Genomic DNA, 14,720 nt, shown 5'->3' with positions numbered 1-14,720 from the left:
TGGCATTTTTTGATAAAGAAGGTACTAAATCTCTGTTAGTAACCTGGGTTCTGAATCAGTTTGCTGTTCCGGTTCACCTCATCACGGCTAATCGGCAGGAAGTAGAGTTTATCAGCCCACTTTCGATTTTCCTTACCCGTTCCCAAGTCCTGTACACTGTACGTATAGGTGTAGTTGTCTTTGCTATATTTATACGTAGTGACCGTCTTACCCGGTTTGAGTTTACCCGTAATCGCAATAATTCGGGCTTGCTGGCCAAGTACGGTCGGCGCAATCATCCACCGGCGAACGTCGTAGAAACGCTGATCTTCCATAAACATTTCAACGTTTCGTTCATTCTGGTAACGTGTCACCAGGGCAGCGCCCGTTTCGGTGATGGCGGGCATACCTGCCCGGAAGCGAACAGCATTGATCCACTTTTTGGCTTCGGCCTCCTGGCCCAGCATCAAACAGGTTTCTGCGTAGTTCAGCACAACTTCTGTGTAACGAATCTGGATGGACGGAATTTCCTGGCGGATGTTCTGGTCCACAATCGAAACGTCGGTGTTGAAAAACTTACGGATAGCGTAGCCCGTCCAGGTACCGTTCCAGTTCTCAATGGTGCTGTTACGCGTGTCCAGACCCGAAAACTTAGTTGGGGCGGCCGAGCTACCCACTTCGTATTCACCCATCTGAATCTGACCGGCGGGGTCAATACCCGCTCCATCGGGTGTACGGGGTTTCCACGGTGCACCGTCATACAAAATTGAAGCATAGAAGCGGGGATCGCGGTTTTCGTAAGGAGCTGCGGCATGAGTTGCATTGCTCCAGCTAAACTTGGTGCCATCCATCATCTCGTAATTATCTACCATCTGCTGAGTCGGTTCGCTGGACGTCCAGCCGTGGTAGCCATTGGGCTGGTTGTTACGTGGGAACCAGGAGCCCCAGTCATCATTGGATGCCCGGATGTAGTATTTCAGGAAAATACCATCGGTTTCGCCACCGTTTTGCGACAGCGACAGGTTCACGTAGTTCTGCTGTCCTTCAGCCGCCGTGACGGGAGCCGTCAGATTCAATTTATAGCCGTACTGATTCAAGTCCATAACGGCTTTCGCGGCATCCTGAGCCTTTTTCCAGCGAGCCGTCCGATCACCACTCACGTAGCCCAGCAGTTCAGGATTTGTAGCAGCGGCAATGACAGTCGACTTGATCTTTGCCGTTGGGATGTCGTGCAGATCACTGGCGGCATATAGCAGCACCCGTGCCTTGAGGGCCATAGAAGCGCCCATCGTGGCCCGACCAGCTTCCATGCTACGGCCCTTCAACAGCGCAGAGGCTGAATCCAGATCGGTAACGATGGCGTTGACACACTCCTCATACGTATTGCGCGCAACGGTAAAGTCGGCTTCATCCAGGGTATAGGGCGTTTTGATGATGGGAATAGCCCCGTAGTAGCGTAGCAACTGGTTGTAGAAGTACGCACGCATAAAGTACATTTCTCCACGCATCCGACCGGCCACATTACCACTATTGTCAAACGTAGGCTTGGCTAATTTCGACAGAGCTATGTTTGCAGACCGAATACGGGCATACATTTCCTGCCATTCCATCGTGGTTTTTACCGTACCCGTATTAGACGGGCTAACGTTTGCTTCATTTACATCCTGTTTGCCAAAGCTATACAGGGCGTTGTCGGTCTGGCAGTCAAAACTCATCTGATCCAGCAGGCCGTCCCGAATGCCGTTGTACACATCCGTTACGAAGGCTTCGGAGAGCGCGCGGTCGGCCCAGACTGCGTCGCCCGGTACTTTATCGAGCGGCTGCGTATCCAGGAAATCAGTATTACAGGCGATCATCGTTGTGCCCATCAGCAGGCTAAACGATATACACTTTGCTATATAATTCATACTAGTCTGATTGATCGATTAGAAACTAAGTGATAACCCTGCGTTGATAACCCGTGCCTGGGGGTAGTACTGTCCGTTGCCAGTAGCTGAAGTTGTGCTACCACTGGTCGATTCCGGATCGAATATACCTTTCATGGCCGGTGCGTAAGTCACCAGATTAAGACCATTTACATAAACCCGTAAGTTGTTCAGGCCAATCTTGCTTCCAATGGTGCTTGGCAGGGTGTAGCCCAGTTCCAGGTTTTTCAGACGGATATAGTTAGTACTTTTCAGCCAGTAGGTGGTACCGTTGGAGAAGTACTGGTTACTGCGGTCTACAATACGTGGATCAACGGTGCTGGGGTTGTCCACCGTCCAGCGGTGATCGTAGCTATATTGCAGGAAGTTACCAATGGTGCCCGACTCCGTTTGCAGGAAGATCTGACCACCAGCTGAACCCTGGAACAGAACACTGAAGTCGAAGTTTTTGTACCGAACGCTGGCATTCAAACCACCCTGAAAACGAGGCTGGTTGTTTCTGTCCGCCCGTACCCGGTCCTGAGCGTCGATTTTGCCATTGCCATCAATATCCTTGAGCTTCATGTCGCCAGGGCGCAGCAGACTGGCTCCTACCCCACTGTAATCCAGCTTATTGGCATCGATATCAGCCTGTGTACTAAAAATACCATCGTACTGATACATGAGGGTACCGTTAGCCATGTTGGGGTCATTGACATTAGTCGGGATTGGCTTACCCGTTGACCGCTGCCACTCAGGAGCACCCGGAGTTTCGTCCCAGAACGTAATTTCGTTCTTGGCATAACCGCCATTCACACTGACACTGTATTTGAAGTCGCCAGCCTGTCCGTTATAACCCACCCGGAATTCATAGCCTTTGTTGGTAACCCGACCGATATTCGTGGCAGGTAACGTAGCGCCTGTCGTCTGTGGAATCGATGCACTTTTGCGCCATAGAATGTTCGACCGTTTGTTCTGGAACACGTCGAATTCGAAGAACACCTTACCATTGAGCAGAGAGCCTTCCAGACCGATGTCCGAATTATTGGCTACTTCCCAGGTCAGAGACGTGTTTGGAACACCATTTTCGTAAAGCGTTTGCGATACCTGATTATTGATGACGTAGCCCCAGTTTGAGTTGACGCGGTCGCCATAAGCATAGGTTGGCAGGTAATCATACTCACGTAACGTATTGTTGAAATACACCTGGTCGTTGCCCAACTGACCCCAGGATGCCCGTAGTTTCAGTGAACTCACCACTGGCAGCGCTTTTTTGAAGAAATCTTCTTCTGAAACACGCCAGCCTGCCGTTACGCCCGGGAAGAAGCCCCAGCGGCTGGAACGGGGGAACATATACGAACCATCGTACCGCCACAGAAATTCGGCCAGGTACTTCTCTTTGTAGTTATACGCAGCACGGCCAAAGTAACTCATGCGAGCCCGTTGCCAGATTGGTGTTTGCGTCGGATCATTGGTAGCAACCTGCTGAGAACTTCCGCCCGCGAACAACTGATCGATAGCCGTCGAGTTAAAGTACTGTCGAAAACCCCGGAAACCGTTTGAGTTAGACTGTTCTTTGGTGATACCGGCCAGCAACGTAATGGCATGACTGGCACCGAAGGTATGATCGTAGGACAAGATCCCGGATAGCAGCGAGTTGAACTGATCGTTCGTGTACTGATTAAGCGTAGACTGAGCTGGTCCTTTCTGTACGCGCTGTAAAAGCGGCTCTTTTGTTGTCGGATCGTATGACGTATAATCCCAGCTATACACGAACCAGGGAGTTTGCCACCGCTTGCCCTGCTGAATATATTTGTCCAAAGCAACGCTGGCGGTCAGTTTCAGACCTGGTACCCAAGGGTTTGTGATGTTTAAACTGGCATTGCTTTGCAGGTAATACCGGGTATCTTTATCATAACCTGTGGCGCTGGTCGTAACCAATACAGGCTGCTGCCCATTTTCGATATCAGGAGCGGGCAAGCCATTCGGCCAGAAAGCGGGTTTGTTTGGATACCCGCGTGCCAGCATCCGAAAAATATCACCAGCACTAACCGTCGGGTAAAACCGGTTTTCCTGACGACCCACTACGCCTGTTACCAGGTTGATATACTTACTGATTTTGGCATCCAGATTCAGACGGAAGTCATACTGTTTGTAACCTGTAGCCGAGTTTTTATAGTACGCATCCTGGTTCTGATAGTTGACCGAAGTCAGGTACTTGATATTTTCCGAACCGCCCACCAGTTGCAACGTATGCCGCACCTGGGGCGACCAGGTTTTTAGCGCTGCGCCGAACCAGTCGGTATTCGGGTGACCCCAGGGATCAGAACCGTCCTGAAACTTCTTGATATCATCGGGTGAGTAGGCCGCTTTAACAACCACGCCATTGTCAGGCCGGGTGTAGCTTCCAGTGGTATTAAATGCAGTAGTAGCATCCTTCCAATAACCTGCAGGTAGGTTGTTATACAAGTTGATCTCGTTGTTCAACTGAGCATATTCAGCCGCTGACGCCATTTTAGGAATAACGGTTGGTTGACCAAATCCCTGATTAAAGCTATAGGACAATTCCGGCTTACCGCTCTTACCCCGCTTGGTAGTCACCAGAATTACCCCGTTGGCCGCCCGTGAGCCATAGATGGCCGCGGAGGCATCTTTCAGGACCGACATACTTTCAATGTCAGCCGGGTTCAGGCGATCGATACCCCCAGCCCGAGCTGGCACACCGTCGATTACGATCAGCGCGTCGTTGTTACCCAGCGTGCTAGAACCCCGAATACGAATAGTAGCCCCATCCGCCCCTGGCTCACCACTGGCGTTGGTCGCAATAACGCCCGGCATCCGGCCCGCAATGGAGTTACTCAGGTTGACGGCAGGCGACTTGATCAGATCTGATCCTTTTACCGTAGCAACAGCACCGGTTACGGTTTCTTTCTTTTGCTCACCATACCCAACGACAACAACTTCACTCAGCATTTTGTCGTCAGACGCCAGGGTAATATTGATCTCAGTACGGTTGTTAACGGGTACTTCCTGACTGGTATACCCGATGTAAGAGAAGACAAGCGTAGATGTTCTATTTGGTACGTTCAGTGTGTAATCACCCTGTACCGCAGACACGGTACCGGTCGTTGTTCCTTTCACCACAATGCTCACACCTGGCAGCGCGAGCCCCTGCGCGTCAAGTACTTTCCCCGTAACCTTCATCTGAGCGAAAGCGCCAGCGGAGGAAAGAAGACCAAGCACAAACAGGAGACAGAATGTGTTTCGGCAGACCCGATTCGCATCCATCAGGAAGGTATCCTCTCGTATGTTGTGGACCTTCTGAGTAAATTGTTTTTGCATAAGCTTTAGATTAGATTTAGTAAGCGCTACTAAACCATAAAGCCCATTACTCAAAGGTATATACTTATCTATTATTACTCAAAACCAACTTTTTTTTAACAATATTTACATTAAAACCACCTATATTTCTATTACTTTATAGTCAGAAGAGACACATAGATGTTACCACTTAACTAATACGTCCCCAGTTGTTTTCGGTCTGTTTAAGGCCATCAACGTGGTTTCGGATAGGGGCATGCTGGGGTAATATAAGCTCAGGGTCTTCAGCAAGAATCGCCTGCGCCGACTCACGGGCCGCTTGTAAAATAGCACCGTCTTTGGCCAGGTCGGCAATCATCAGATCCATAACGCCACTCTGCTGCGTACCCGTCAGATCACCAGGACCGCGCAACTGGAGATCGACATCGGCAATCTCGAAACCATTGTTGGTACGTACCATCGTTTCGAGCCGGGTACGGGTGTCGCTGCTGAGTTTATAGCCCGTCATCATCACGCAGTACGACTGATCAGCTCCCCGCCCTACGCGCCCCCGCAACTGATGCAACTGCGACAAGCCAAATCGCTCAGCGCTTTCAATGACCATTACGCTGGCATTGGGTACGTTAACACCTACTTCGATAACCGTTGTAGCTACCATTATCTGGGTTTCCTGCTTCAGAAACCGCTTCATCTCGTCGTCTTTTTCGTAAGGCAGCATTTTCCCGTGCAACATACCAATTTCATATTTGGGTCTGGGAAAAGCCCGTTGCATACTTTCAAACCCATCCATCAGGTCCTTATAATCCAGCTTCTCCGATTCTTCGATGAGCGGATACACCACATACACTTGCCGCCCTAGCTCAATTTGCTGCCGAATAAACCCAAATACTTCTGACCGGTGCTTGTCGTATTTATGTACCGTTTTGATGGGTTTTCGTCCCTTTGGTAATTCGTCGATAACCGATACGTCGAGGTTTCCGTAGAGGGTCATCGCTAACGTACGCGGAATGGGCGTGGCCGTCATGACCAGAATGTGGGGCGGCACCGTCTCATTTTTACGCCAGAGTTTTGCCCGCTGCGCTACGCCGAAGCGGTGCTGTTCGTCAATGATGCACAAGCCGAGATTTTTGTATTGCACAGCATCTTCCAGCAAGGCGTGGGTGCCAACCAGAACATGCATCTTACCCGATTGAAGCTCCTCATGCAACACAACCCGGCGTTTTTTATTGGTCGAACCCGTCAGGATGCCCAGATTCAGGCCCATCGCGTCGGCAAAGGGTTTGAGCCCGTTGTAGTGCTGGTCAGCTAGGATTTCGGTCGGGGCCATCAGGCAGGCCTGCGCTCCGTTGCCAATCGCCATCAGGCAGGCAATGAACGCCACAATGGTTTTACCACTCCCTACGTCCCCCTGCAGAAGCCGGTTCATCTGCTTACCGGTCAGAAAATCGGCGTAAATTTCTTTGATAACGCGCTGCTGGGCACCCGTTAGCTCAAATGGCAACAGTTCGTTATAAAAATGCTTCATCAGGGACGTATCGCGGAAAATCTGCCCCGGAAATTCCTCTTTCTGAATGAGTTTGTTCTTAATCAGCCGGAGCTGGTTGTAGAATAGCTCCTCAAATTTCAACCGTCGCTGGGCCTGTTTCAGCCATCCCTGGTTCTGCGGCAGGTGGATATTCCACATGGCCTCGCGCTTGCCTATAAGCCGAAATTGCTCAATGAGCGAGGTTGGTAGCGTTTCACGAATGTGCGGCCACGACTGCTCAAGGAGCAGCCGCATCACCTTCCCGATAGCCTTACTATCGAGATGACGCTTACGGAGTTTTTCGGTAAGGTTATAGACAGGGAAAAAGCCAGGTTCGGTTTCTGAGGCTGTAGTCGTGTTGTCCAGCTCCGGGTGAATGATACTGAACTGTCCATTAAAGGATTGTGGCTTACCATAGGCAACGTATTCGCCGTCGCGACGAAGGGTTTTCTCAATGTAAGTAATGCCCTGAAACCAGACCAGATTCATGGAGCCAGTACCGTCGGAGAACGTAGCAACCAGGCGTTTTTTAGGGCCTTCGCCTTCCATATACCAGTCACGGAGCCGCCCCCGTACCTGCGCCGACGGCATTGAATCCATCAACTCACTGATGGTGTAAAAACGAGACCGGTCGTCGTAGCGAAAGGGGTAATACTGGATCAGATCACCGTAGGTAAACAGATTCAGCTCTTTGTTGAGTAATTCTGTCCGCTGCGGGCCTAACCCTTTCAGGTAAAGAAGCGATGTATCGAAAAAGGTGGTTCGTTCGGTCATGTCAGACCCAGAAACCCCTGGTTTTATAGGCAGGAGTTGACCAAAAATACGGATTTCTATTCAATGTATTGCCGATTGGGACAGCCGGCAATACAAACGACTAATCTTCATCGACCTTCCCGATTCCAAAAGCAACTCCCGCGTAAATATCCAGACCGCGCGGATGGATGCCATTGGCCGAATTGCCCAGTAAACCCAGCAAATTATCCGTACCGAGCCACCCAGGTCCTACGCGAACAGATGCTCCCGCCGTTACTCCATGATTCAGGTAAGCAATGGGCAGTGACAGACTTAGCCAGCGTGCATCGTAGCGGGGAACGACAGCCAGCATCGACGGCTGGTGAACAGCCAACGCCTGCACGGCCCGCACATCCTGAAAGTAGGTTACGTTCACGCCAAAACCCGTTGGCAATTGATAATCGAAGGTCAGGTTAAGCGACGTAGGAAGTCCAGCTCTAAAACTGGTTTTATCGGGGCTTCGGCCCACATTAATTTTATCCCGAATACTTTGAAGCACATCAAGGCTACCGGTAATCCGGTTGAAATCGTTGTTGGTAAATCGAACGGGATTTTGCCCAATATCGGCGTAGTTGAACTGCTCACCTTTGTAGGTCAGACCGCCCACGTCGGTTACGGCCACACCCAGCCGCAGGGCCGGACTTTCAGCATCGTACTGGTTTACGTATGTCATCCCAATGTCGAATCCGAATCCCCGACCCGGCGAATCGGTACTAAAGAGCGTTCGGGGCGTAATCGATCGGTTTTCCAGGAAAGTCGTGTAGCCTAACGTAGCGTCTAGCTGATTTAACTCCAGAACGGCGTTATTGGGATTCGTTGGATCAGCTACAATCCGATAGTTGGCGCCCCGGTTAATGATGTGCTGCGCATTATACCCGATCAATATTTTTCCGGTTAAGCCCAGCAGTAATTTCTGGCCCTCCTCCTGCCAAAGCGTTCCGGCATAGGTAAGGCCCAGTTCAGCATAGGTATTCGAGTTCAGACTAAACTTATTATTATCCGTTGGAATGCTGTAAAGGGCTTTATCGCCTAACCCTGCCCGCAAGGCTGAGAGCAATGATTCTGACGCCCCAACTACCTGCCCAACGGCCCGAAATCGTGTCGTTACGGCAATGGCCGAGAATTCGCCTGTTTTTATCAAAATAGCCGGGCCGCGCACTTCGCCCGCCAGTGTCCCGTTTTTGGACGAGCCATCCAGGCTTTCGCGCGTGTAGTTGACATCAAAATGGACCGACCCATCTTGGTTTTTATACTCATTCGATACGTTACCCGTGATAAATTTAAGTAACGAGAAGGGAGCCTGATAGCGAAAGTAATTATTATTCGCCGTTAAGTTAGCCGTAGCGACATTGAGATATAGCTTACTGGGCGAGTCGGCGGCCAGTGATGGATTGATATAAAGTCGATTGGTGCCGCCATAGCGACTGGTGGAAATACCCAGCAGATTTTGCGCTGAAGTGATTGTAGAAATAAACAAAAATCCTCCCAGTGTGAGCCAATATTTCATGTAGTGAATTAGGTGAATGAAGATGCGTTCTCCTATAGAAACGCAAATCCGTCACCGGGGTTGGCCAATGACGGATTTATTTTTAAAATTAAAGTCATTAGTCGCTAGTCAATAGTCGTCAGAAACTAGCCTTGGCAGCAACTGACGACTATTGACTAACGACTTACATTTACACGCCTTCTGCTTCGACCAGTTTTACTTCTGGAACCAAACGCGTCAGTAGGTTTTCAATTCCCTGCTTAAGCGTGAGTGTCGATGAGGGGCAACCGCTGCACGAACCCTGCAGGAGTACTTTTACCGTACCGCTTGGCTCATCGAACGAGTAAAAACTAATGGCTCCTCCATCCGATTCCACAGCGGGTTTGATATACTGATCCAGCACTGCTTTTATTTTCTGGACAGTTTCAGAATCCATGTCCAGCTTTGTGGTGTTGGCATCCATTGTCCGTTGCAAAAAAACGGGCTTCTGTTCGCCAAAATAGTCTTTCAGAAATAATTTAATCTCAAATAATACGTCGTCCCAGTCGGTTTCGTCATCTTTCGTTAGCGTTACGAAATTGCCCGAAATAAACACCCGGCGTACAAACTCAAAGCCAAACAAGGCTACGGCCAATGGGGACGCTTTTCCTTCAAGGAGCGCATCGCCCGGCGTGGCATAGTCGAACGAAAGGCCGTCTGGCACAAGATCAAAATTAACGACGAACTTCATTGAGTTCGGATTGGGGCTTCCTTCCGTAAAAATGGATACGGGACGGCTCAGCGTAGGATTCATGTAATTCCGATTTATGGTTATAGCCCTAACAGCCTCACCGTTTTTTTAGTTTTTAGGCAAAGAATTTTCGTACTACCTATACTTACGAAAAAACCCGTCCAACTACGTTAGACGGGTTCGTTCCTTACTTATTTTTCTGCTTAAGCTTCTGCAGGCGCTACGGCTACGGGCGTTGCTTCAACCGCCGATGGACCAGCAGGAAGAATGTCTACGTATGACCGGCTATCGCGGCCCGGACGGAACTTTACGGTACCATCAACCAGGGCGAACAGCGTATAATCTTTGCCCAAACCAACATTTTTGCCGGGGTGGTGCTTTGTGCCGCGCTGGCGGACAATAATATTGCCGGCAATGGCCGACTGACCGCCGAACAGTTTAACGCCCAGGCGTTTGCTGTGTGAATCGCGGCCGTTTTTGGAACTACCTACACCTTTCTTGTGTGCCATTTTGTTAAAAGTCGTAAGTCGTAAGTCATAAGCCGTAAGCATTTTAAAGTACTATCGACTATCGACCATTGACTGATTACTAAATAGTGATGTCTTCGATCATAACCTTCGTCAAATACTGACGATGGCCGTTTTTCTTCTTATATCCTTTCCGGCGTTTCTTCTTGAAGATGATTACCTTCTCACCTTTCAGGTGCTCGACGATTTTGGCCGACACCGTCGCTCCAGCGACGGTCGGGGCACCGATATTGATGCTCCCTTCGTTGTCAACAAGGAGAACTTTCACCTTGTCGGAGGCAAGTGCAGCGTCCACTTCGCCCTCTAACCGGTGGGTATAGATAAAGCGACCTTTCTGGATCTTGAATTGCTGCCCTGCGATCTCTACGATTGCGTACATGTGATCTGTATGAAATTGAAAATTAGGGTGCAAAGGTAAGAATAAAAATGATGAATGGTAAATGATGAATGATGTTTTTTCAAGCGTGTAAAGGTTCTTCATTCTTCATTCGCTACCCTCTTCCTTTCATAAAATCACCAGCGGCCGATTTCAATAGTCCGGCAAATGAATTCAGGCAGAATAACACCCCCCGGTCTATTAAGGCTTTTGCCTGGTCGCCGGTGGCGGCTGTGGTACCGGCAATCAACCCCGCTTTTTTGATTTTATCGACAACGCCCGCAATGGTTCGTTTCACTTCGTCGTGGCCGGGACCGTCGAAGTAACCCATGCTCATAGCCAGATCGCGCGGGCCAATAACAAACCCGTCAATTCCCTCAACCGTTAACAAATCGTCCAGATTGGCAATGGCTTCTTTATCTTCAATCTGCGGTAAAACAAGCGTTTGTTCATTGGCAAACTCCACGTATTCGCCCTGATTCATCGTACCCAGTAAGTAATCGCAGGCGCGCATGGGCGCAAATCCACGCAGACCCAACGGTGGGTATTTAACTGCCTGAACCAACGCTTCGGCTTCTGCTACGGTGCTGACGGCGGGCATCATGATCCCCATGACACCGGCATCCAGAAACTGTAAAATTAATTTCGGGTCATTACTGCGAACACGCGCTAAAGGCGTAATGCCGCTCAGCTCGCAGGCCCGCACAATATCCTGCACTTGCGCCGTGGTGACGGGACTATGTTCACCGTCGATCATGTAAAAATCCAGCCCCGAAAATCCACAGAGTTCAGCTACTGTTGGGTCGGTGCTATTTGAAAGGATACCCAAAACAGGCTGATTGTTTTTGAGCCGGGTTTTAACAATGTTTTGCTTCATATTGATTACGTAACGCCACTTGATTTGCTGTCGATAAGCAAAGTAAATGACTTTTCAGACTGAATGTACGTTACACGTTAGCTTTACCAACTCTTTTAAAAGCAATCATCAATCCCTCAGAAGAAAAGATCAGCCGCTGCCCGGAACGTATTGCAATGGGCTTCAACAATGTCGGTCAGGCGGGGCGAATAACCGCCCCCCATCGAAACGGCAATGGGTAAACCGTTTTTGATCGCCTGCTCGAAAACAAATACGTCCCGCTGCCGACAGCCCTCCCGACTGACACTCAACTTACCCAGGCGGTCCGATGCCAGAATATCCACCCCCGATACGTAGAACAGGAAGTCGGGCTGTTCGCTACGTATTAGATTGGGTAACGTATCGTAGAGTGTGTTTAGATAAAGCTCGTCGGCAGTGCCGGAGGGGAAATCAATGTCGAGGTCGGACTGTTCTTTTTTAAGCGGATAATTGTCTCGGCCGTGCATACTGAATGTAAAGACCCGCGGTGCCTGCTGAAACATGACCGCCGTGCCGTTGCCCTGATGAACATCTAAATCAATGACCAGAATTTTCTGCGCCTGCCGGGTTTCGAGCAGGTAATGAGCCGCTACGCCCACGTCATTCAACATACAGAAACCCTCGCCCCGATCGGGATAGGCGTGGTGCGTGCCACCCGCAATGTTCATGGCAACACCGTCACGGTAGGCAATCTGCGTGCAGTCAATAGTACCCTGAGTGATAATCCATTCGCGCTCAATCAGTTCAGGTGTGAGCGGAAAGCCAATCCGGCGCATCATTTTCGCATCGACGGTTCCGGTTTTTAGCGCTTGAACGTAGCTGTCGGTATGAACACCCAACACCCAACGATCATTAACCGGAGCGGGTGCGAAAAAATTAGCCTCGGTGCACGTACCTTCGTAGAGTAACTGTTCATGAATTAATTCATATTTGAGCATCGGGAATCGGTGCCCTTCGGGTAATCGGAGCCGATATACCGGCGAAAATGCAATCTGAAGCATAGGGTAAGCCATTCATTTCTCTTAACGGGTCTTCGTCCGTTTGTGTTACCAAACCGGGTTGATTAGAATTTTCCGTAAAATGCCTTTACTACGAGATGAAGACCTTCACCACTACGTTGGAGCGGATGCGGAATCCGTTTTACCAGCCTCATCCAATCAACTTTGTCCTTCTATGAAATTCCCCGTATTCATCTCACTTAGCCTGTTATTACTCAGTATTAGTATGCCTTCTTCTCACGCGAATTCACCCATACCAACCCAGAAAGCGGGTATCGAAAAAACGTTGTTCGGTACGTTTCCTGATGGGCGTACGGCTGATCTGTTCACCCTTAAAAATGCGGCAGGCATGACCGTACAGATCACAAACTACGGGGGTTATATTGTTTCGTGTACCGCTCCCAACAAGGCTGGCAAGCAGGAAGAAGTTACACTAGGCATGACAACCTTTGCTGAATATCTGAAAGGAACGCCGAATTTCGGGCCGATTGTCGGTCGGTACGGGAATCGCATTGCGAAAGGGAAATTTACGCTCGATGGACAGGAGTATACGCTGGCTACCAACAATCGGAAAAACCATATCCACGGTGGGCCGAAAGGATTCGACAAACAACTCTGGACTGCTAAAACTGTTGATGGAAATGAACCTGCGGTGGTGCTGACCTACCTCTCGAAAGATGGTGAAGAAGGGTATCCGGGCAATTTATCCGTAGACGTTAAATATACCCTCCAGAAAGACAATGCCTTACGTATCGATTACCACGCAACGACCGATAAGGCAACGGTTATCAATTTAACGAACCATGCCTACTTTAATCTAAGCGGCATGAAGGACGACATCCTGAATAATGAGGTAATGATTCGGGCGTCGAACTACCTGCCAACGAACGACGAACAAATTCCAACGGGGGAATTGAAGCCCGTGGCCGGAACGGTTTTTGACTTCAATAAACCAACGGTTGTTGGTGCCCATATCAACGACACCACCGATGTCCAAATTCGCTACGGCAGTGGGTACGATCATTGCTTCGTGTTTACAGACACCTCATCGGCCCTAAAGCTTGGCGCTACAGTCTATGAACCAACCAGTGGGCGTTTTATGGAAATGTACACCACGGAGCCAGCCGTACAGCTTTATACGGGGAATCACCTGTCGAATAACCTGGTTGGCAAGAATGGCGTCCAGTTTCGGCGTCGTTTTGGTCTTTGCCTGGAAACGCAGCATTTTCCCGATTCCCCCAACCATCCTAACTTCCCGAGTACAGTGCTACGTCCCGGTAAAGCCTATCAAACGACGACTATTTATAAGTTCTCCGTCAAGTAACGTAGCCATCAGGTCCAACGATAAACCAGCAAACGAAATCGTGCAATGACTATAGGAAAGTGGGCTCAGGTACTTTTTTGGGTAGCCTGTATGATGGCGATCTGTTACGTAGTAACGACCTATCGGGATGATCCAACAAGTCATTATTTCGGCCTTTTTGTGAATATTATGCTCTTTGTGGCCTGCGTCATGATGGTTCGCAGGTTATTTGTTAAATAATAAAGCACGGGCTACAATCACTTTTTAAGCTTATTGACAAATACCGGACGGATTAGAAACGGGTAACAACGTAGCATCTTTATGCGATCCAGAAGCCGTTGCAAAGCGGGCCGCGGCCATTGTATCTTTGGGTAATGAGTTTTGTTTCAAAATCCAGGAGATGGCAACGGCGGCTGACAGCGATCGCGATCTGGCTGCTACCAGCGGTCAGCCCGTTGGCGCAATTACCCACGCCCTCATTTGAGCACTTCACGACCGACCAGGGGTTGCCCAGCGACTACGTAACGGCCATTCTCAAAGATCGGCGCGGGTTTTTATGGGTTGGCACGACGAATGGCCTGAGCCGCTTCGATGGGTTGACGTTTAAAACCTATCGACGGCAGAACGGGCCGGGCGGCATGATTGGTAGTTATATCGTTGATAATGGACTGACCGAAGATAAGAAAGGTTTTCTGTGGGTCGCCACCAACCGGGGACTCTACCGGTTTGACCCCATTCGGGAGCGGTTCCAGCTCATCCCCACACCCACACAACGCGACGGGTAGGCCGATAACGATTATACGTCTCCACTACGTTTCGACAGGCAGGGCTTTGGCTGGTTTTCGTCGAAATATAAACTCTATCGTCTTGATCCGCGTACACTC

11 protein-coding genes are annotated in these 14,720 nt (G+C 49.8%); 2 read left to right on the top strand and 9 right to left on the bottom strand.

Annotation, left to right across the window (positions count from 1 at the left end):
- Positions 1-35: 35 nt before the first annotated feature.
- The 9 genes from BM202_RS07285 to BM202_RS07245 all read right to left on the bottom strand — a co-directional run bounded on the left by BM202_RS07285 (position 36) and on the right by BM202_RS07245 (position 12,536).
- Positions 36-1,886, bottom strand: a complete 1,851-nt coding sequence (locus BM202_RS07285; protein WP_093824470.1) for a RagB/SusD family nutrient uptake outer membrane protein — start codon at positions 1,884-1,886, stop codon at positions 36-38.
- Between the two features lie 18 nt (positions 1,887-1,904).
- A complete protein-coding gene (locus BM202_RS07280; protein ID WP_093824468.1) occupies positions 1,905-5,225 on the bottom strand; it encodes a SusC/RagA family TonB-linked outer membrane protein in 3,321 nt (1,106 codons plus the stop codon).
- Between the two features lie 169 nt (positions 5,226-5,394).
- Complete coding sequence (gene recG, locus BM202_RS07275) at positions 5,395-7,503, bottom strand: ATP-dependent DNA helicase RecG (protein WP_093824466.1); 2,109 nt, start codon at positions 7,501-7,503, stop codon at positions 5,395-5,397.
- A 100-nt stretch (positions 7,504-7,603) separates the two neighbouring features.
- Positions 7,604-9,028, bottom strand: a complete 1,425-nt coding sequence (locus BM202_RS07270) for a DUF5723 family protein (protein WP_093824464.1) — start codon at positions 9,026-9,028, stop codon at positions 7,604-7,606.
- A 169-nt stretch (positions 9,029-9,197) separates the two neighbouring features.
- A complete protein-coding gene (locus BM202_RS07265; RefSeq protein ID WP_093824462.1) occupies positions 9,198-9,800 on the bottom strand; it encodes a NifU family protein in 603 nt (200 codons plus the stop codon).
- Between the two features lie 140 nt (positions 9,801-9,940).
- Complete coding sequence (gene rpmA / locus BM202_RS07260) at positions 9,941-10,246, bottom strand: 50S ribosomal protein L27 (protein ID WP_093824460.1); 306 nt, start codon at positions 10,244-10,246, stop codon at positions 9,941-9,943.
- 79 nt (positions 10,247-10,325) lie between these two features.
- The gene (gene rplU / locus BM202_RS07255) at positions 10,326-10,643 is read right to left on the bottom strand and encodes a 50S ribosomal protein L21 (RefSeq protein ID WP_093824458.1); all 318 of its coding nucleotides are present in this window, start codon (positions 10,641-10,643) and stop codon (positions 10,326-10,328) included.
- A 112-nt stretch (positions 10,644-10,755) separates the two neighbouring features.
- The gene (locus BM202_RS07250) at positions 10,756-11,517 is read right to left on the bottom strand and encodes an HpcH/HpaI aldolase family protein (RefSeq protein WP_093824456.1); all 762 of its coding nucleotides are present in this window, start codon (positions 11,515-11,517) and stop codon (positions 10,756-10,758) included.
- Positions 11,518-11,633: 116 nt separating this feature from the next.
- Positions 11,634-12,536 (bottom strand): histone deacetylase family protein, encoded by a 903-nt coding sequence (locus BM202_RS07245; RefSeq protein WP_093825173.1) that lies wholly within the window; start codon positions 12,534-12,536, stop codon positions 11,634-11,636.
- Between the two features lie 172 nt (positions 12,537-12,708).
- Here BM202_RS07245 and BM202_RS07240 point away from each other — a divergent pair, with 172 nt between their 5' ends.
- Positions 12,709-13,857 (top strand): aldose epimerase family protein, encoded by a 1,149-nt coding sequence (locus tag BM202_RS07240; protein WP_093824454.1) that lies wholly within the window; start codon positions 12,709-12,711, stop codon positions 13,855-13,857.
- Positions 13,858-14,210: 353 nt separating this feature from the next.
- Positions 14,211-14,621: a ligand-binding sensor domain-containing protein gene (locus BM202_RS07235; RefSeq protein WP_093824452.1), complete on the top strand. Its 411-nt coding sequence runs from the start codon at positions 14,211-14,213 to the stop codon at positions 14,619-14,621.
- Positions 14,622-14,720 lie beyond the last annotated feature (99 nt).

The sequence above is a fragment of the Spirosoma endophyticum genome, assembly GCF_900112365.1.
GTDB classification, from domain to species: domain Bacteria; phylum Bacteroidota; class Bacteroidia; order Cytophagales; family Spirosomataceae; genus Spirosoma; species Spirosoma endophyticum.
This window is presented reverse-complemented; position numbering and strand designations above follow the sequence as displayed.